Here is a 16,964-nt window from a genome sequence, read left to right on the forward strand (position 1 = left end):
AGGGCACGGCCGAAGGCCGTACGGGGCCCTGGGGCGGGACCTCCGGCGCCGGGGCGGGGGAGAGCTCCGCCGCCCGCCACCCACGCCGCCATCTAAGCTGGAACCGCGCCCCACCAGCCTCTTCCCCACCTCAACACCTCACCCGTACCGTCCCCAGAGGAGCCCGCAGCACCATGGCCGAGCATCCCGCCTACCCCGTCGGACTCCGTCTGGCCGGGCGGCGCGTCGTCGTCGTCGGCGGCGGCCAGGTCGCCCAGCGCCGGCTGCCGGCCCTCATCGCGACCGGCGCCGACATCGTGCTCGTGTCGCCCTCCGCCACGCCTTCCGTCGAGGCCATGGCCGACGCAGGTGAACTCCGCTGGGAGCGCCGCCCGTTCGCCGACGGCGACCTCAGCGACGCCTGGTACGTGCTGATCGCCTCCAGCGACACCGAGGCCAACACCCGCGCGTCCGCCGAGGCCGAGCGGAACAGAACCTGGTGCGTACGCAGCGACAACGCCGAGGCCGCGACCGCCTGGACCCCGGCCACCGGCCGCAGCGAGGGCGTGACCGTCGCCGTCCTCACCGGCCGCGATCCGCGACGCTCCGCCGGGGTGCGCGACGCCATCGTGGAGGGCCTGCGCGACGGCAGTCTCGTCGCCCCCCGGCACCGCACCAGGACCCCCGGCGTCGCTCTCGTCGGCGGCGGGCCCGGCGACCCGGAGCTGATCACCGTACGGGGCAGGCGGCTCCTCGCCGAGGCGGATGTCGTCATCGCCGACCGTCTCGGCCCGCGCGACCTCCTCGACGAACTCCCGCCGCACGTCGAGGTGATCGACGCCGCCAAGATCCCCTACGGCCGCTACATGGCCCAGGAGGCGATCAACAACGCGTTGATCGAGCACGCCAGGGCGGGCAAGGCGGTCGTCCGGCTCAAGGGCGGCGACCCGTTCGTCTTCGGACGCGGCATGGAGGAGGCCCAGGCGCTCGCCGAGGCGGGCATCGCCTGCACGGTCGTCCCCGGTATCTCCAGCTCCGTCAGCGTGCCCGGCGCCGCCGGTATCCCCGTCACCCACCGGGGCGTGGCGCACGAGTTCACCGTGGTCAGCGGCCATATGGCGCCCGACGACCCGCGCTCCCTGGTCGACTGGTCCGCGCTCGCGAGACTGCGCGGCACGCTCGTCCTGCTGATGGCCGTGGACAAGATCGGCGCCATCGCCCTGACCCTCATCACCCACGGAAAGTCGCCGTCGACCCCCGTGGCGCTGATCCAGGAAGGGACCACGGCGGCGCAGCGGCGCGTGGACGCCACACTCGAAACGGCGGCCGAAGCCGCCCGCACGGGTGACGTGCGGCCCCCGGCGGTCATCGTCATCGGCGACGTGGTCGCGGTCGGCCCGGGTGACGCCGGTGGTTCGGGCGACGGCGGCGGTCCCGGCCGTGGCTGAGATCGTCACCGTCGAGGCGTCGCCCGGCGGCTCCGCAGACCCCCGCCTCACCGACTACACCGACCTCACGGACGTCGAACTGCGCCGCCGGCGCGAACCCGCCGAGGGCCTGTTCATCGCGGAGGGCGAGAAGGTCATCCGCCGCGCTGTGGCCGCCGGTTACGAGATGCGGTCCATGCTGCTGACGGCCAAGTGGACGGAGGTCATGCGGGACGTCATCGACGCGAGCGCCGCCCCCGTCTACCAGGTGGCACCGGACCTCGCCGAACGCGTCACCGGCTACCACGTCCACCGCGGCGCGCTCGCCGCCATGGGCCGCAAGCCCCTGCCGCCACCCGCCGACCTCCTGAGGAAGGCGCGCCGCGCCGTCGTCTTCGAGGACATGGTCGACCACGCCAATCTCGGCGCCGCCTTCCGCAACGCCGCGGCGCTCGGCGTCGACGCCGTCCTCCTCACCCCGCGCTGCGCCGACCCGCTCTACCGGCGGGCCGTGAAGGTGTCCATGGGCGCCGTCCTCCAGGTCCCCTGGACCCGGCTGGAGTCCTGGCCGAGGGACGCCCACCTGCTGGGCGACGCGGGATTCGTCACCGCGGCCCTGTGCCTGGACGAGAACGCGATCACCCTCGACGAACTGGCGGAGCGCCGTCACGACAGACTCGCGCTCCTCTTCGGCACCGAGGGCGACGGGCTGACCCCGGGCGCCCTCGCCGCCGCCGACCTGCGCGTGAGCATCCCGATGGACGCGGGCGTCGACTCCCTCAACGTCGCCGCCACCTCGGCCGTCGCCTTCTACATGACGCGGCCCCGGGCCTGACGCGGCCCCGGACCCGACCTGCTCCTACAGCTTCTGCGCCGCCGCGATCCCCAGCGCGACGACCAGCGTCACCACCACGAACACGATCAGCCGCTGCCGCAGCAGACGCGGATTGGCCGGCCTGCGTCCACCGCGTCCCCCCGACGTCGTACGCGCCCCGGGCCTGCTGCCGCCCTGCCGGCCACCAGTGCGCGCACCCGTACGCGCGCCGTCACGCGGCCTGGTCGGCCGCCCGCCGCCGCCCGTACGCGGAGCCGGACCGGCACCGCCGCCCGTGCGCGGAGCCGAACCGCGGGAGCCCCGCTCCCGGGAGTCCGGCCCGTCCGCCGTGCGGCCGTGGGTGGTCCGGTCCGGCCGCTCGCCCCGCTGGGGCATCCGCGCCGTACGCTCCGGGATCCGCCCCGTCGCCACGTCCTGCCGGGGCCGCTCCCGCTGCGCCGGCGGCCGTCCGTCCGGCAGTCCCTGCGCCTCTCGTGCCGCGATCTCCTTCAGCCGCATCGAGAGCTGGAGGGTGCTCGGCCGCTCCTCGGGGTCCTTGGCCAGACAGGCCCGCACCAGCGGCGCCAGCGCGTCCGGCACCCCGTACAGCTGCGCCTCCTCGTGCACCACGCGGTACAGCATGACTTCCGAACTGCCGTGGCCGAAGGGCGAGTCGGCCGTCGCGGCATAGGCAAGCGTCGCGCCGAGGGCGAAGACGTCGGTCGACGGGGTGACCGCCGCACCGCGCACCTGTTCGGGCGCCAGGAAGCCCGGCGATCCGACGGCCGTACCCACGTGTGTGAGGGTGCTCGCCCCGGTCGCCCAGGCGATCCCGAAGTCGATGATGCGCGGGCCCTTGGGGGAGAGCAGGATGTTCGACGGCTTCAGATCCCGGTGGACGACCCCCGCCTCGTGCACCGCGAGCAGTCCCTCGGAGAGCGCGGCCCCCACGGAGGCGACCTCGGCGGCCGACAGCGGCCCGTCCTCGGCCACCTTGTCGTGCAGCGAGGGCCCCGGAACGTACTGGGTGGCGAACCACGGCCGGTCCGCGTCGAGATCGGCGGCCACCAGCCGGGCCGTGCACCCGCCCCGGATCCGCCGGGCCGCCGAGACCTCGCGGGCGAACCGCGAACGGAACTCCTGGTCCTCCGCGAGATCGGGCCTGATCACCTTCAGCGCGACCCGCTGGCCACGCCGGTCGGAACCCAGATACACGACGCCCATGCCGCCCTGGCCCAGCCGCCTGTGCAGCCTGAACGAACCGACGACACGCGGGTCCTCGCGCCGGAGCCGCATCATCGCCATGTCCATCCCCGCTGCCCGGTCGTCCGTGTGACGTGGCACAGCTTACGTACCCGCGCCCGTGGGCGCTCATAGGCCGCGCCCTCACGAACCGATCGATTGTCAGTGCCGGGTGAGAAACTTGAGGGGTGGTCAGAGGACCGCGGATCCAAGGTCCTCGGGCCCGTGCGAGATCTCAATGGTCGGTCGCAGAAGGGGGATTGGATCAATGAAGGGTGACCGCGTGGAGATAGTGGTGGACGCGGGTGACACGACGCGTACGTACGAAGTCGTGGCAAGTCGGGCAGGCCGCCGGGTGGAGACGGCGGTGCGTCGAGGAGTGGTGGAAGTGAGTGAAGTCACCCGCAACGGCTCGGTGGTGCGCACGGCGCGCTTCATGGCCACACACGTGCTCGCTCTGGTCGAACAGCCAGTGCCCAGGGAGGACCTCTCGGAGCGTCCCCTCCGGGAAGACCCCAAGGGCTGACAGCGCCTCTCCACCCAGGGGAGTACGCGAGGGGGGTACCGCTCATCCTCCGGGAGGCCCGGCAATCGGTACGCGGGCATGACGACCCGGGCCCGGCGCGTACCTAATGTTGTCTCAAGCGGCGAGTGCAGCACTCGTCCCCCGAGGTCAGACACTCGCCGCTGCCAGACATGACGGGAGAAGGACCATGGCCGACACGGCATCGCGAGCGATGACCCGCACGCAGGGACGCGGGGCGTTCGACGCGTTCGGCGGGCGGAACCGGGGTTCGCGTCACCCCCTGGTGGCCACCGCCATGGTCCTCCCTCTCGCGGCCCTGCTGGTCGTCGTGTTCGGCGGCTGGGAAGCAGTGGTCACACAGGCGTCGTCCGTGGGCGTGATGCTGGGGCGCTGAGCGGCGTCCCAGGTTCGGGAGAGCGGCCCGAACCTCCGACATCCGGCCAACAACCCCGTGGGGACGGGGGTGCGGCGGACGGCAGCGTTTGGCCGGTCAGCTGGGGAGCTGACCGGCCATCGCGCTGTCCGGACCCGTTTCCCGGAGCCGTCCCGGACCCGTTCGCCGAACCCTTTCCGGGCCGCTCGCCCACCCCGGCCGCGTAGGCTCCCGGCGGGAACAGACCGCACCGGGGGACACCGCCGTGACCACATCCGCCAGCGCAGCCACGAACACGTCCGTCGTACGCGCGCTCACCCGCGCCGCCCGGCACGCCGCGCACCCGGACACCGGCCCGCCGGCCGCGCCGCCGGGTGCCTGCGGCACCTGCGGGGCCGAGGAGACCGTGCTGGCCGACCGGGCCGACGCCGTGGTCGTACGCCACGGGGCCGCCGTCGCCAAGGCCCACGCCCCCGGCACCGACCCGGCGGGACACCGCGCCCGGCTCGCCGTCGCCGCGCACCCCCTGCTGGCCGGCATCCTGCTCCCACCGCTCCCCGCGACCACCCCGCCCGTCGCGGGCCGTTTCGTCACCGTCTGGCCCCACGGCACCCCCGTCGACCCCGACCGGCCCCACCACGCGCCCTGGGAGGCGGCGGGTACCCTCCTGGCCCTGCTGCACGCCGTACCGCCCGCCGCACTCGCTCCCCCGGCCCTTCCTCCCACGCGCGGCCCGCTCAAGGCCGCACAGGCCCTCTCCCGGATGCGGGCCGCCGGACCTCGCCCCGGCGCCGCCGATGTCGAGCGGGCCTGGTCGGGGCTGCCCGGCTGGGCCCGGGGCGAGGCTCCCGCACCCGCCGGAGGCTCCCTGTGCCACGGCGACCTCCATCTCGGCCAGCTCGTACGGCACCCCGCTGCGGACGGCCCCTGGCTGCTGATCGACGTGGACGACCTCGGACTCGGCGACGCCGCCTGGGACTTGGCCCGCCCGGCCGCCTGGTACGCCGCGGGACTGCTGGCCCCCGACGAGTGGCGGCGCTTCCTCGGCGCCTACCGGGCGGCGGGCGGGCCCGCCGTACCCGCCGACGGCGACCCCTGGCCCCGGCTCGACGTCCCCGCCCGCGCCCTCACCGTCCAGACCGCGGCGCTCGCCGTCGCGAAGGCGGCCGAGCAGGGCCGTGAACCGGACGAGGTGGAGGCGACGATGATCGAGACCTGTACCCGAATCGCCACACTCACAACGGAGTTGGCGGCGGGACCCCCGTCGTAAGGTGAACCGACCGTCGCCGGGAGGCATTCCGGCGGTGCCCACCGACCGGCGAGGAGCTGACCAGACCCATGCAGTGCCCCAAGTGCCATGCAGCGATGCATACGTACAACCGCAACGGTGTCCAGATAGAGCAGTGCAGCGGCTGCCGCGGGATCTTCCTCGACTACGGCGAGCTGGAGTCCCTGACCCGTCTTGAGGCGCAGTGGGGACAGCAGGCCCCGCCCCCGCCCCCGGCCCCCGGCGGTTACCCCGCCGCCGCGCCCGCTCCCGCGTGGGGCGCGCCGCACGGCGGTCATCACGGGGGCCACCACGGCGGCCACCACCGCCAGAAGGGCTTCGGCCGGATGCTCTTCTCGTCCTGAGCGGCCCTTGCGGCACCCCGTACACACGACGAAGCCCCCGGCCTTCTCCGGCCGGGGGCTTCGGGCTGTGCGCGATACTGGGATTGAACCAGTGACCTCTTCCGTGTCAGGGAAGCGCTCTCCCGCTGAGCTAATCGCGCAGGGTGACCCCGCGTGTGTACTGCGTGCGCGATACTGGGATTGAACCAGTGACCTCTTCCGTGTCAGGGAAGCGCTCTCCCGCTGAGCTAATCGCGCGGGAATCCAGGTGGATCCAGTGGACGATACTGGGATTGAACCAGTGACCTCTTCCGTGTCAGGGAAGCGCTCTCCCGCTGAGCTAATCGTCCTTGGAGGTGGAGACGGGATTTGAACCCGTGTAGACGGCTTTGCAGGCCGTTGCCTCGCCTCTCGGCCACTCCACCAGGAGTACGGGGGCCGGGAATTGATCCCCCCACTCGAGCGGACGACCAGGTTCGAACTGGCGACCTCAACCTTGGCAAGGTTGCGCTCTACCAACTGAGCTACGTCCGCGTGCCGTTTCCCGGTCCTCGACTCGTGGTCCGGCGACGTGGTGAACTCTAGCGGATTACGGGGCCAGTACAAAAACGCGTTTGTGCAGCGTGCTGCCGTGCGTTCACACTGCGGTACCCGCACGGCGCCCTGGTGACACTTCAGTGGAGCGTCCCGTGAGCCGTCCTAGACTCACCACCGTGCCCGACCTCCCTCCGCTCGCCCGCTTCGGTGACCTCGTCGCCACCGATCTGCGCGATGTCACGCGTGACCCGGAAGCCCTGGACTCCACCGGCTTCTGGGCCGTCGCCATGGACTTCGAGGGCCGTCCCACCTGCGCCCGCTTCGGCGACGTGCGCCGCGAACCGGTGCCCGAGCCCGTACCGGGGCAGTGGCGGGGCCCCGGTACGGGCGACTGGACGTCGTCGCTCGACCGCGCCGCGTACGTCTCAGGCGTACGGCGCGTGCGGGAGCTCATCGCGGCGGGCGAGGTCTATCAGGCCAATCTCTGCCGGGTCCTCACGGCCCCGCTGCCCGACCCGGACTCGGCCGACGTCGACGCGCTGACCGCGCTGCTGGCACGCGGCAACCCCGCCCCGTACGCCGGCACGATCCGGCTGCCCGCCCACGGTGTGGAGATCGCCACCGCCTCCCCGGAGCTCTATCTCCGGCGTACCGGCCGCACCGTCGAGTCCGGGCCCATCAAAGGCACCGGCCGTACCGCCGCCGACCTGCTGGAGAAGGACCACGCCGAGAACGTGATGATCGTGGACCTGGTCCGCAACGACCTCGGCCGTGTCTGCGCCACCGGATCGGTGACCGTGCCCGCCCTCTGCGCCGTCGAGCCCCACCCCGGACTCGTCCATCTCGTGTCGACGGTGCGCGGCGAACTCGCCGAGGGTGCCGGCTGGCCCGGACTGCTGGCCGCGACCTTCCCGCCCGGATCGGTCACCGGCGCGCCGAAATCGAGCGCGCTGAAGATCATCCAGGCGCTGGAGACCGTCCCTCGCGGGCCGTACTGCGGCGCGATCGGCTGGGTCGACGCCGACCGAGGCACGGCCGAACTCGCCGTGGGGATAAGGACGTTCTGGATCGAGCGGGACCCGCCGCACGGACCCGTCGTCCGGTTCGGCACGGGCGCGGGCATCACCTGGGGATCCGACCCCGAGCGGGAGTGGCAGGAGACGGAACTCAAGGCATCGCGTCTGCTGGCGGTAGCGTCGGGAGTGTACGAAGCGACGGGAAGGACCGGCTAGATGATGATCTGGGTCAACGGCGGACTGCGGGAGGCCGACGCCGCGCGGGTCTCCGTGCTCGACCACGGGCTGACCGTGGGTGACGGAATCTTCGAGACGGTGAAGACCGTGCAGGGGCGGCCCTTCGCCCTCACCCGGCACCTGGACCGGCTCACCCGCTCGGCGCGCGGACTCGGACTGCCCGACCCCGACCACGACGAGGTGCGCGCGGCCTGCGCCGCCGTCCTGGACGCCAACCCGGTGGACCTGGGCCGGCTGCGGATCACCTTCACCGGCGGTCTGTCGCCGCTGGGCTCCGACCGCGGCGACGCCGGCCCCACCCTGGTCGTGGCCGTCGGGGAGACACGGCGGCGGTCCGACACCACCGCGGTGATCACCGTCCCCTGGACACGCAACGAACGCGGCGCGGTGACCGGGCTCAAGACCACGTCGTACGCCGAGAACGTCGTCGCGCTCGCCGCCGCGCGTGAACAGGACGCCTCCGAGGCGCTGTTCGCCAACACGGTGGGGGACCTGTGCGAGGGCACGGGCTCCAACGTCTTCGTCGTACTCGACGGCCGGCTCCACACCCCGCCCCTCTCCTCGGGCTGCCTGGCCGGCATCACGAGGGCGCTGACGGTGGAGTGGACCGGCGCCCACGAGACCCGGCTGCCGTTCGACGCGCTCGACCGTGCCGAGGAGATCTTCGTGACGTCGTCGCTGCGCGACGTGCAGGCCGTCCACCGTATCGACGGCCGCGAGCTGCCCGGCGCGCCCGGCCCGGTCACGGCCAAGGCCATGCGCGTCTTCGAGGAGCGCTCGGCGGGCGACATCGATCCGTGAAACCTGATGACGTGGGGCCCGCCGGGTGGGTAGAACTCCTCTGATGACCACGACCCTGCGGCCGGCCGGGCCGCTTCAGAGGACCGACGACGGTACGGTGTCACGCGGTTACGAGGTGTGTGACAACAGCCGTGCCGTCGGCGTGATCGAGCTCGGTACGGACGGCGCGTTCGGCACGCCCGCCGGTGTGCTGAGCCGGCTGCGGATCGACGAGGCGGACCGGCGCCGGGGTCGCGGCACGATCGCCGTCCTGGCCGCCGAGGAGGTCCTGCGCGGCTGGGGCTGCGGCCAGGTGGTCGCGTCCGTCCCGGCCGAGGCCGAGGGCGCGCTGCGGCTGCTGGAGTCCCTGGGCCACACCGAGCGCAGCAGGAACATGCTCAAGGAGCTGGACCGGGAGCCGCCGGTCCTGCCGGCCGGACTCGTGGGCAGACGGATGGACGAGACGGAGTACGCGCGCTGGGCGGAGAGTTCGTTCGACGGCTTCCGGCGGAGCTGGACCGACCGGGGTCTGCCGGAGGAGCAGGCTCGGGCCAAGGCCGAGTCCAGCCGCCGTGAGCTCCTGCCGAACGGCCTCGCCAGCCCCGGCACCTCGATCGACGTCCTGGTCCACGACGGAGCGGTGGTCGGCCATGTGTGGGTGGGCAGGCGGGAGCTGAGCCCCGGTGCGGTCGTCGCGTTCGTCTACGACGTGGAGGTGCCCGAGGAGCAGCGCGGCAAGGGATACGGCCGCGCGCTGATGCTGCACGCCGAGCGGATCGCCGGAGCCACCGGAACCGGCGCCCTGGGGCTGCACGTCTTCGCGGGCAACGCCCCGGCGATCGGCCTCTACGAGTCCCTCGGTTATGTGACGACGCACCGCAACCTCTTCAAGCCCCTGCTCTGAGGCGACGCCGGGGCGGTGGCTGTCAGACCCCGGCGAGCAGCCGGTCGGCGATCTCCTCGACCCGCTCGCGCAGCCCGTCCTGGCTCTTGCCGCCGTCGAGCCGCTCGCCGCCGATGACATACGTGGGGGTGCCGGTCACGCCGATCGCCTTGCCCTCGGCCTGGTCGGCGTCGACGATCAGGGTGTGCCGGCCGTCGATCAGCGCGGTGTCGAACTCCTCGTCGTCCAGGCCGAGTCGGCGGGCGACTTCCAGCAGCACCGGTTCGCCCCGCTCGGCCAGCTCCGCGTGGCGGGCCAGCACGGCCTCCGCGTACGCCCAGCCCTGGCCCTGCTCGACCGCCTCCTCGGCAGCCTGCGCGGCGGCGAAGGCGTGCCGGTGCTTGTCCAGCGGGAAGTGCCGCAGCCTGATGTCCAGCCGGTCGCCGTAGCGCGCCCGCAGCGCGCGCAGATCGGCCAGCGCGGTGTGGCAGTCGGCGCACTGGAGCTCGCACCAGACGTCGAGGACGACGGGGCCGGCGATGGGGGAGTCACTCATGGGGCCAGTCTTCCAGGTCCCCGCACCCGCTCCCGACCGGGACCTGGGGAGGAGGACGACCCCGGAGATCTCCCTGAGGTCCCTCCCCACCGTGGCCCCCACCCCGCCGGGAGGTGCAGGATGGAAGCGTCGGCATGTCGGCCCCGGCCGGCACGCGCGACGACAACCGCCCCCACCGACGACGGCGCCCAGCCTGGAGGACCGGATGATTGCCGAGACCATTTGTTCCGCGGTGTCCGCTGCCGGACTCGGCATCGCGGCGATCACCGCTTACCGCAAGCGCTTCCTGGCGGCGACCAGGATCGCGGCGTACTCACTGGTGCCGGTCGCGCTCGTGATGACGGGAGTGGTCCAGTGGCTCGCCGACAAGGCGTTCAGCCCGACCGCGTGGGTGGGTGTCGGACTGCTCGGGCTCTCCTGGCTGCTCTTCCTGACGACACGGATGGTGGAGCGGCGAGCGGGCGTCGGCAGCCGTAAGGAACGCAGGGCGGCGAACAGGGCCGCCCAGCGCGACGCGGTCGCCCCGGCGGCCTCCGCGCCCTCGCTGGGCGCTTCCGCGGCCCCCGCCGCGCAGCCGAAGGCGGGCAAGGCGAAGAAGCCCGCCGCCGCCGACCCGGCCGACGATTTCAGCGATGTCGAGGCCATTCTGAAGAAGCACGGCATCTGACCGGGGAGGCTCCCGGGGCGCGGTCCGTCTCAGGGGGTGGACGTTTGCCGGGAATCTGACGAACTCGCCCCGCCGGGAAGCGTGTTGGTTGACCGGCGGACTGCGGCCTGCGTCATGATCACCCCGAGATGCTCGATACCTCACGGGGCACAAATCCCGCACCCACCGAAGAGCCGCGCGGTTGTCTGTTCGCGCTCTCCCAGCCGCCCTTGATGATCTTCCTGGCGGTGATCGGGACCCTGCTGCTGATGGCGGCGGTCCACGATCTGTTCCTCCTGTGACCCTCAGCCGGCCGCTTCCTTGCGGCGTGCCCGGTAGGCGGCCACGTGGAGCCTGTTGCCGCAGGTGCGGCTGTCGCAGTAACGGCGGGAGCGGTTGCGCGACAGGTCGACGAAGGCGTGCCCGCAGTCCGGCGCCTCGCAGCGGCGCAGCCGCTCCTGTTCGCCCGCCACCACGATGAAGGCCAGCGCCATGCCGCAGTCCGCGGCGAGGTGGTCGGCCACCGACGCGTCCGGTGCGAAGTAGTGCACGTGCCAGTCGTAGCCGTCGTGATCGGTCAGCTGCGGGGTCGTGCCCGCGGCGGCGACCAGCCGGTTGATCAGTTCGGCCGCCTCACGGGGGCCGGGTGCGGCGAACACGTCGGCGAGGCGCGTCCTCACCTCCTGTACGGCCCGCAGATCGCGGGGGCCGAGTTCTCCCACGCCGCTCACGCGGTGGGTCCGTGCGAAGCCGTACAGGGCCTCGACATCGGCGAGCCCGTCCGCGCCGCCGGCCTCGGGGACCGTGTTCACGAGACTGACGACGGTCTCGAGGGCGATGCGGGTGTCGTGGGGGATCTGCACGATTGGCTCCCTGGCCTGCTGCGGACCGGTGCCCGCCGGGTTCCGCAGATCCTAGGGGGTGTCTCGCCGGTCGTGCCCGGCCCGTGAGCGCGGCGACGCCGTCGTCGCGGTGGTTCCGCGGCGACGGCGTCGCTCTCCGCCGTATGTGGTTGTCCGCACGGCGCCGTCTCCCCGAGTCGGACGGCGCCGAGCAGTTCTCGGGCTGGCTCAGCTGTCGGCCAGGATGTGGGAGAGCTCGGTGTCGAGGTCGAAGTGGCGATGCTCGGTGCCGGGTGGCACCGCCGCGTCGGTTCGCTTGAGGAAGGATTCCAGGGCTCGCGCCGGTGCCTCCAGCAGGGCTTCCCCCTCCGGAGAGCTGAGCGCGATGCAGACGACGCCCTGGCCCTGGCTGCGTGAGGGCCAGACTCTGACGTCGCCGGTGCCGGTGGGCCGGTGCAGCCCCTCGGCCAGAAGGTCGCGGGCGAACACCCACTCGACCGTCTCCTCGGCTCCGGTGTGGAAGGTGGCGTGCACGGCATAGGGATCGGCCGTGTCATACCGCAGGCCCGCGGGTACAGGCAGTGAGGACTCGCTCGATACAACGAGGCGCAGGTGCAGCTCGCAGCTGACCGTGGTGTTCATAAGCGCCAGGGCCTTTCGCTCAGTGTGCGCTCGGGGATTCGCACGTCGGCGAAATCGACATGCCACCTACGGTGTCGTTGTAAACCCCTCTGTCTGTTTTGTGATCCTTCAGGTAGCTCGTACAGCGGTGCGTAACTTCGGCTTATGCCGCCATTCCGGTGACGACTCGGCTTCGGGTAGGTTGGGCGGCATGCATGCGGAGAGTGACGGGCGGGGGGATGTCGTCGTGCCGACGGCAGAGAAATCCGCTGGGGAATTGACCGGCGAACTGGCGGAGCGTGAGCTCGGCTCGCGCGCTCCGGGCTTCATCAAGAGTTCGAAGACGCTCCATATGAGCTGGCAGGTCGGGGTGTTCGTCGTCGGCCTCGCGGTCGTCGTGGCGGGTGCGGCGATGCTGGTGCTGCCCGGCCCCGGCTGGCTGGTGATCTTCGGCGGCATGGCGATCTGGGCGACCGAATTCGTCTGGGCCCAGCTGGTGCTCCGATGGACGCGACGCAAAGTCACCGAAGCGGCGCAGAAGGCGCTCGATCCCAAGGTCCGGCGGCGCAACATCATCCTCACCACGGCCGGTCTGGTGATCATCGCGGTGCTGGTCGGGATCTACCTCTGGGAGTTCGGGCTGACCATGCCCTGGAAGATCGACGAGTGACCGCGGAGCGGTCCGGACCGTCGGCTGACATGGGGTAATGTTGGCCCCGCGTCCGGGCGATTAGCTCAGTGGGAGAGCGCTTCGTTCACACCGAAGAGGTCACTGGTTCGAACCCAGTATCGCCCACCCGGAATCGATGCCCCGGAGACTTCACCGTCTCCGGGGCATCGGTCGTTCACGGCACGTTCGCGGCACGTGAATCCCGTGCCGCGGCCCGTCACGTCAGCGCATCCGGCCCAGGGACTCCCTGAGCCGTCTGGCGTCGTCGAGGCGCCGTTCGTAGGTCGCGCCCACCGCCAGGAGCAGCAGTCCGGCGAGCGCGGGCGGTACCCAGCGCGGCATGGCCCCCACGACCTGGACGATGTACGGCGCCAGCTCGTGCAGCGTGTCCAGGGCGAGCACGGCGCCGCCGAGGACCAGCAGCGCCTGGAGCCGCAGCCGGGCGCCGGCGAGCGTGACGGCGAGCGCGGCGACCCCCAGGGCCAGCGGGCGCTGCCAGTGCGTGTCGCCCCAGGCGGCCACGAGGCTCGGCAGGAGCGTCACCGCGAGGCCGGGGCCGTACGCGGTCCAGGACGACGCCCCGGGATCGCGGCGGCGCCGCAGGACACCCACCACGAGCGCGGGGACGGTCACCGGCAGGGTGTACGCCTCCGGGGTGGCCACGTCGGACGCGTACAGCCGCACCCAGGTGGCCAGGACGAACAGTCCCGCCGCGAGACACCCGGCCGCCGTGCGGCGCTCCGGGCGCAGCGCGGTGCCCGCCGCGACGACCCCGCACAGGGCGAGTACGAGGGCGACGGTCTCCGGGCGGCCGGCGGCGAGGCCGAGCGCGAGCGGACCGGCACCGGCCGCCGTCAGCTCGACCGGCAGTGCCACGGGGTGGCGGCCCAGCCGCGCGCCGAGCAGCGCGCCCGCGGCGGGTACGGCGAGGACGACGAGGGCGGTGTGCTCGCGCGGCAGCCCGGCGGCGGCGCAGAGCGCGCCGAGCAGGGCGACGGCCGTGACGACGGCGAGGCAGGCCAGGACCGCCTGGCAGGACCGGGCCCCGAAGGCGGCCCGCGCCGAGGGGGAGTCCTCCGCTCCGTCGCCGGTCCCGGTGCCGGTCACGGCGGCGTCCAGTGCCACCGCGGCGCCGCAGAACAGGACGAGCAGCGCACCCAGGGTGATCTGCGTGGCCGTCTCGGAGGCCAGCGACAGCAGCGAGACACCGCCCGCGCCCGCCAGCGCGCAGAACAGGGCCGTCGTCGAGAGCGCCGACAGCGCCGCGGGGCCGAGTCGTCCCGGCGCGCCAGGCAGCCGCGCGTACACCGCGAGCGCCAGCGCGCCCGCCGTGGTGGCCAGGCCCGCCGCCACGGCCGTCGCGTAACCGAGGTCCAGCGAGGCGGGCAGGACCAGCGCGGCGGCCCAGGCCAGGCCCGTGGCACAGGCCGGCGCGGCGGGTCGTACGGAGGCCGGGAGCCGCCCGTACGCGAGCGCCGGAAGGGTGGCGGCGATCAGCAGCACCAGGGGCGCCGTGGCCGTCGCGGGCCATCCCTGACCGGTCCCGATCGCCTCCCGTACGCCGCCGGGCGCCCCCGGCCAGAGCCCGTCCATCCGGGACACCGGACCGAGCAGCGTGACGGCCACCGACGGCAGCGTCCACAGGACGGCGACCGTCACGGTGGCGCCGGCGGCGGTGCACAGCCCGCGCACCGCGGCACGGGGCAACGGGGCCCGTACGGCGGTCAACAGGGCCGCGCCGCACAGCAGATACCCGACGACGGCCCAGCCGAGCGGTACCGAGGGGCGTACGACCCCGCCGGCCGCGGTGGTCGCGGCCAGACCGGCCACCAGGGAGCCGGCGAACGCGGCGCCGGGAACGCGGACCGCCGCGAAGAGACCGACACCGGCCCCGGCGATCAGCAGCGCGCCGGGGCGGGCGGCGTCGAGCGGGGAGCCCGCGGTCACCGAGAGCCCGGCGGCGGTCAGCAGCGCCCAGCCGCCGGCCACCCAGGCGGTGACACCCGCGACCGACCGGGCCGGCTCCGGCCGGGTCCACAGCAGGATCGCGAGGTCCGCGGCAGCGGTCGCCAGCAGCGCCCAGGCGAAGGTCAGTTGACCGCCCCCCGATGCCAGCGCCCAGAGCGGCAGCGGGAGTTGGGCGGTGAGGACGGCGGCCGGCAGGGGAGTCCTGAGCCGGTCGACGACCAGCCCGTACGCGGCCCAGCCGCCGGCCAGCACGGCGCACGCGGCGGCCGTGTAGCCGAGCGGGTCCGTGTCCGGGAGCGCGACCCGGTACAGGGCGTAGGCGTCGAGGACCGCCAGCACCAGGGCCAGCGCGCCGACGGCCTCGGCGGTGGAGGTGAGCGCGCGGCGCAGCAGCAGGGCGGGAGCGGCGAGGGCGCCGGCGGTGACGGTGCCCAGCACCGCCGACCGGCCGCCGATGCCCATGGTGCCCCAGCTGACCAGGGTGAAGGCGACCGCCGCGATGGTCAGCAGCACCCCGCCGAGCGCCAGCAGCGCGTTCTGCACGCTCGGCGGGGACGTCTCGGGCGCGCGGGCTGCGGGCCACCCCGCCGGTGCGTGCGGCGGCCGGGGTGCCAGCGGGCGCGGTGGTGCCATCAGCGTCAGCAGATAGGTCCTGCGGGCGAGCAACTGCGCTCTGCGCGCGTCGATGTGGGCCAGCTCGCGGTCGAGGACCGCGAGCTCCTCGGCCGGACGCGGAACGTTCTCCATGGTCCCGGAGTGTGGTCCGTGCCACAGGACGGGCCATCGGCTCTCGTACTCAGATACGGGTGTGAGTACGTGTGCGGGGCCGCACACTTGGGGCCATGGACAGGAACCACTACCGCTTCCGCAGTGTCTGGGAACTCGACGCGGCCCCGGACGCCGTGTTCGCGGTGCTGGAGCGGGCCGGTGAGTACCCCGACTGGTGGCCACAGGTCCGGGAGGTCACCCCGGTCGACGAGCGCACCGGGACCGCCCGCTTCCGGTCCGTGATTCCGTACGACCTCCATGTGCGCGCCCGCGAGAGCAGGAACGACCCGCGCGCCCGGGTCCTGGAGATCGAGATGACCGGCGACCTCGAAGGCTGGGCGCGGTGGACGCTGAGCGCACGGGGCGGCGGCACCCGCGCCCTCTACGAGCAGGAGGTGGACGTCAACAAGCCGCTTCTGCGGCGCCTCGCCGTCGCCGGGCGGCCCTTCTTCCTCGCCAATCACGCGCTGATGATGCGGGCCGGGCGGCGGGGGCTGCGGAAGGTGCTCGCACGCCGTCATACGGTTTGAACGCAACCCGCCGGGACCTGTATGGTTCAGTCCGTTCCCGGGCGATTAGCTCAGTGGGAGAGCGCTTCGTTCACACCGAAGAGGTCACTGGTTCGAACCCAGTATCGCCCACCGGGAGAGGCCGGTCCGTCGATGACGGACCGGCCTCGCTGTTGTCCGGCCGGGCGTGCCGCCGGGCCCGCCGGGTGGCGTGACTGTCAGGCCACCGCGGGGATTTGGGGACGCAGCGGCCATGCCGGACCGGACGCCGGCCCTGCGCCGCCGCGCGCGGACCGGTCCTGCCGGCCGCGTGTCTGCGCCGCGTGCCAGACCGCCTGGCGCGCGTGCAACTGGGCCGCGGTGAGCTGCTGCGTCGTGGTGGCGAACCGCCGCCCCACCGACCGCGCCACCTCCAGCGCCGCCACGGCCTCGGCCACGGCGTCGTGCTCGCCGTCCAGCGCCACCCCGTACTGCGCACAGAGGTCGACCAGCCGCCGGCGGCCCTTGCGGACGGGGTCGAGATGCCGGTCCAGCACACCCGGATCCAGCACACAGAGTGGGGCCTTCTCCAGATAGCGGGCCAGGGACGAGTTGCGGTGGCGCCCCATCTCGCGGTCCAGGACCGTCAGACGGTACGGCGCGTCCATCACCACCAGCGCCCGGCCCGCCGCGCACTGCTCGGCCAGCGCCCGGCCGACCTCCTCGATCACCGGGGCCGGCCAGCGGCCGGAGCGCTGCACCAACGCGTCGGTGAGGCCGTGCAGTTCGGTCGCCTCGGCCGGCACCGGGACACCCGGACTGACCAGCCAGCGGGTGACCCGGGCGCGGGCGCCCGAGATGTCCTGGACGACGAGGGCGGCCGACACGATCCGGTCCTCCTCGGCGTCGCTGCCTGTCGTCGCCGTACCGAAGGCGGCCAGCGGGCCCTCGTACCAGTGCGTCATGCGAACTCCTCACGC

General features: G+C 73.2%; 19 protein-coding genes and 7 tRNA genes. 15 read left to right on the forward strand and 11 right to left on the reverse strand.

Annotated features, from left to right (window positions below; translation table 11 throughout):
* Positions 1-173 precede the first annotated feature (173 nt).
* Positions 174-1,427 carry a uroporphyrinogen-III C-methyltransferase gene (gene cobA, locus ACZ61E_RS09055; RefSeq protein ID WP_469698877.1) on the forward strand — a complete coding sequence of 418 codons (1,254 nt, stop codon included), beginning with the start codon at positions 174-176 and terminating at the stop codon, positions 1,425-1,427.
* Positions 1,420-2,241: a TrmH family RNA methyltransferase gene (locus ACZ61E_RS09060; protein ID WP_469698879.1), complete on the forward strand. Its 822-nt coding sequence runs from the start codon at positions 1,420-1,422 to the stop codon at positions 2,239-2,241. The genes cobA and ACZ61E_RS09060 overlap by 8 nt, the downstream gene beginning before the upstream one ends.
* 24 nt (positions 2,242-2,265) lie before the next feature.
* Here the strand turns inward: ACZ61E_RS09060 and ACZ61E_RS09065 are convergent, their stop codons facing one another.
* Positions 2,266-3,525, reverse strand: coding sequence for a serine/threonine-protein kinase (locus ACZ61E_RS09065; protein ID WP_469698939.1), 1,260 nt, complete (start codon positions 3,523-3,525; stop codon positions 2,266-2,268).
* Between the two features lie 205 nt (positions 3,526-3,730).
* Between ACZ61E_RS09065 and ACZ61E_RS09070 the strand changes: the two genes are divergently transcribed.
* From ACZ61E_RS09070 to ACZ61E_RS09085, 4 genes are all read left to right on the forward strand, one after another.
* Entirely contained in the window at positions 3,731-3,988 is a 258-nt protein-coding gene (locus ACZ61E_RS09070; RefSeq protein WP_469698881.1) for a hypothetical protein, read from the forward strand.
* 187 nt (positions 3,989-4,175) lie between these two features.
* Positions 4,176-4,382, forward strand: coding sequence for a hypothetical protein (locus tag ACZ61E_RS09075; protein ID WP_469698882.1), 207 nt, complete (start codon positions 4,176-4,178; stop codon positions 4,380-4,382).
* A 244-nt stretch (positions 4,383-4,626) separates the two neighbouring features.
* Positions 4,627-5,631: a phosphotransferase family protein gene (locus tag ACZ61E_RS09080; protein WP_469698883.1), complete on the forward strand. Its 1,005-nt coding sequence runs from the start codon at positions 4,627-4,629 to the stop codon at positions 5,629-5,631.
* Between the two features lie 68 nt (positions 5,632-5,699).
* On the forward strand, positions 5,700-5,993 hold the full coding sequence (locus tag ACZ61E_RS09085) for a TFIIB-type zinc ribbon-containing protein (RefSeq protein WP_469698885.1): 294 nt from the start codon (positions 5,700-5,702) through the stop codon (positions 5,991-5,993).
* Positions 5,994-6,061: 68 nt separating this feature from the next.
* Here the strand turns inward: ACZ61E_RS09085 and ACZ61E_RS09090 are convergent.
* From ACZ61E_RS09090 to ACZ61E_RS09110, 5 genes are all read right to left on the reverse strand, one after another.
* Positions 6,062-6,133: transfer RNA gene (locus ACZ61E_RS09090), tRNA-Val, on the reverse strand.
* 25 nt (positions 6,134-6,158) lie between these two features.
* Positions 6,159-6,230, reverse strand: a tRNA-Val gene (locus ACZ61E_RS09095).
* Between the two features lie 20 nt (positions 6,231-6,250).
* Positions 6,251-6,322 (reverse strand) — tRNA-Val (locus ACZ61E_RS09100).
* Position 6,323: 1 nt separating this feature from the next.
* Positions 6,324-6,397, reverse strand: a tRNA-Cys gene (locus ACZ61E_RS09105).
* Between the two features lie 36 nt (positions 6,398-6,433).
* A tRNA-Gly gene (locus tag ACZ61E_RS09110) sits at positions 6,434-6,506 on the reverse strand.
* A gap of 179 nt (positions 6,507-6,685) precedes the next feature.
* Between ACZ61E_RS09110 and ACZ61E_RS09115 the strand changes: the two genes are divergently transcribed.
* The 3 genes from ACZ61E_RS09115 to ACZ61E_RS09125 are packed head-to-tail and all read left to right on the forward strand — an operon-like array spanning position 6,686 to position 9,446.
* Positions 6,686-7,741, forward strand: coding sequence for a chorismate-binding protein (locus tag ACZ61E_RS09115; protein ID WP_469698886.1), 1,056 nt, complete (start codon positions 6,686-6,688; stop codon positions 7,739-7,741).
* Positions 7,742-8,563, forward strand: a complete 822-nt coding sequence (locus ACZ61E_RS09120) for an aminotransferase class IV (RefSeq protein WP_469698888.1) — start codon at positions 7,742-7,744, stop codon at positions 8,561-8,563.
* 43 nt (positions 8,564-8,606) lie between these two features.
* Positions 8,607-9,446: a GNAT family N-acetyltransferase gene (locus ACZ61E_RS09125; RefSeq protein ID WP_469698890.1), complete on the forward strand. Its 840-nt coding sequence runs from the start codon at positions 8,607-8,609 to the stop codon at positions 9,444-9,446.
* 22 nt (positions 9,447-9,468) lie between these two features.
* Here ACZ61E_RS09125 and ACZ61E_RS09130 read toward each other — a convergent pair whose 3' ends face one another.
* Positions 9,469-9,981 (reverse strand): DsbA family protein, encoded by a 513-nt coding sequence (locus tag ACZ61E_RS09130; RefSeq protein ID WP_469698892.1) that lies wholly within the window; start codon positions 9,979-9,981, stop codon positions 9,469-9,471.
* A gap of 205 nt (positions 9,982-10,186) precedes the next feature.
* Here ACZ61E_RS09130 and ACZ61E_RS09135 point away from each other — a divergent pair, with 205 nt between their 5' ends.
* Positions 10,187-10,648: a hypothetical protein gene (locus tag ACZ61E_RS09135; protein WP_469698894.1), complete on the forward strand. Its 462-nt coding sequence runs from the start codon at positions 10,187-10,189 to the stop codon at positions 10,646-10,648.
* 128 nt (positions 10,649-10,776) lie between these two features.
* The gene (locus ACZ61E_RS09140; protein WP_203233637.1) at positions 10,777-10,929 is read left to right on the forward strand and encodes a hypothetical protein; all 153 of its coding nucleotides are present in this window, start codon (positions 10,777-10,779) and stop codon (positions 10,927-10,929) included.
* Between the two features lie 3 nt (positions 10,930-10,932).
* Here ACZ61E_RS09140 and ACZ61E_RS09145 read toward each other — a convergent pair whose 3' ends face one another.
* Both ACZ61E_RS09145 and ACZ61E_RS09150 read right to left on the reverse strand, forming a co-directional pair.
* A complete protein-coding gene (locus ACZ61E_RS09145; protein ID WP_469698895.1) occupies positions 10,933-11,490 on the reverse strand; it encodes a CGNR zinc finger domain-containing protein in 558 nt (185 codons plus the stop codon).
* 207 nt (positions 11,491-11,697) lie between these two features.
* Complete coding sequence (locus ACZ61E_RS09150; RefSeq protein WP_078078286.1) at positions 11,698-12,111, reverse strand: SsgA family sporulation/cell division regulator; 414 nt, start codon at positions 12,109-12,111, stop codon at positions 11,698-11,700.
* Positions 12,112-12,301: 190 nt separating this feature from the next.
* On the opposite strand from ACZ61E_RS09150, the gene ACZ61E_RS09155 reads away from it, so the two are divergent.
* The gene (locus ACZ61E_RS09155) at positions 12,302-12,760 is read left to right on the forward strand and encodes a TIGR02611 family protein (RefSeq protein ID WP_469698896.1); all 459 of its coding nucleotides are present in this window, start codon (positions 12,302-12,304) and stop codon (positions 12,758-12,760) included.
* A gap of 54 nt (positions 12,761-12,814) precedes the next feature.
* Positions 12,815-12,886 (forward strand) — tRNA-Val (locus tag ACZ61E_RS09160).
* Between the two features lie 96 nt (positions 12,887-12,982).
* Here the strand turns inward: ACZ61E_RS09160 and ACZ61E_RS09165 are convergent.
* A complete protein-coding gene (locus ACZ61E_RS09165) occupies positions 12,983-15,475 on the reverse strand; it encodes an SCO7613 C-terminal domain-containing membrane protein (protein WP_469698898.1) in 2,493 nt (830 codons plus the stop codon).
* 95 nt (positions 15,476-15,570) lie between these two features.
* On the opposite strand from ACZ61E_RS09165, the gene ACZ61E_RS09170 reads away from it, so the two are divergent.
* Entirely contained in the window at positions 15,571-16,026 is a 456-nt protein-coding gene (locus ACZ61E_RS09170) for an SRPBCC family protein (RefSeq protein WP_469698900.1), read from the forward strand.
* A 39-nt stretch (positions 16,027-16,065) separates the two neighbouring features.
* Positions 16,066-16,137: transfer RNA gene (locus ACZ61E_RS09175), tRNA-Val, on the forward strand.
* Positions 16,138-16,223: 86 nt separating this feature from the next.
* Here ACZ61E_RS09175 and ACZ61E_RS09180 read toward each other — a convergent pair.
* The gene (locus tag ACZ61E_RS09180) at positions 16,224-16,949 is read right to left on the reverse strand and encodes an exonuclease domain-containing protein (protein ID WP_469698902.1); all 726 of its coding nucleotides are present in this window, start codon (positions 16,947-16,949) and stop codon (positions 16,224-16,226) included.
* Positions 16,950-16,964: the final 15 nt, after the last annotated feature.

The organism is Streptomyces sp. NPDC104581 (genome assembly GCF_055583685.1).

Bases quoted from the DNA above. Each gene is read 5' to 3' on its own strand.
- ACZ61E_RS09130 (WP_469698892.1), bottom strand. From the start codon at position 9,981: ATGAGTGACTCCCCCATCGCCGGCCCCGTCGTCCTCGACGTCTGGTGC.
- ACZ61E_RS09120 (WP_469698888.1), top strand. From the start codon at position 7,742: ATGATGATCTGGGTCAACGGCGGACTGCGGGAGGCCGACGCCGCGCGG.
- ACZ61E_RS09075 (WP_469698882.1), top strand. From the start codon at position 4,176: ATGGCCGACACGGCATCGCGAGCGATGACCCGCACGCAGGGACGCGGG.
- ACZ61E_RS09170 (WP_469698900.1), top strand. From the start codon at position 15,571: ATGGACAGGAACCACTACCGCTTCCGCAGTGTCTGGGAACTCGACGCG.
- ACZ61E_RS09150 (WP_078078286.1), bottom strand. From the start codon at position 12,111: ATGAACACCACGGTCAGCTGCGAGCTGCACCTGCGCCTCGTTGTATCG.
- ACZ61E_RS09065 (WP_469698939.1), bottom strand. From the start codon at position 3,525: ATGGCGATGATGCGGCTCCGGCGCGAGGACCCGCGTGTCGTCGGTTCG.
- ACZ61E_RS09155 (WP_469698896.1), top strand. From the start codon at position 12,302: ATGCATGCGGAGAGTGACGGGCGGGGGGATGTCGTCGTGCCGACGGCA.
- ACZ61E_RS09085 (WP_469698885.1), top strand. From the start codon at position 5,700: ATGCAGTGCCCCAAGTGCCATGCAGCGATGCATACGTACAACCGCAAC.
- ACZ61E_RS09180 (WP_469698902.1), bottom strand. From the start codon at position 16,949: ATGACGCACTGGTACGAGGGCCCGCTGGCCGCCTTCGGTACGGCGACG.
- ACZ61E_RS09140 (WP_203233637.1), top strand. From the start codon at position 10,777: ATGCTCGATACCTCACGGGGCACAAATCCCGCACCCACCGAAGAGCCG.
- ACZ61E_RS09125 (WP_469698890.1), top strand. From the start codon at position 8,607: ATGACCACGACCCTGCGGCCGGCCGGGCCGCTTCAGAGGACCGACGAC.
- ACZ61E_RS09165 (WP_469698898.1), bottom strand. From the start codon at position 15,475: ATGGAGAACGTTCCGCGTCCGGCCGAGGAGCTCGCGGTCCTCGACCGC.
- cobA (WP_469698877.1), top strand. From the start codon at position 174: ATGGCCGAGCATCCCGCCTACCCCGTCGGACTCCGTCTGGCCGGGCGG.
- ACZ61E_RS09070 (WP_469698881.1), top strand. From the start codon at position 3,731: ATGAAGGGTGACCGCGTGGAGATAGTGGTGGACGCGGGTGACACGACG.
- ACZ61E_RS09135 (WP_469698894.1), top strand. From the start codon at position 10,187: ATGATTGCCGAGACCATTTGTTCCGCGGTGTCCGCTGCCGGACTCGGC.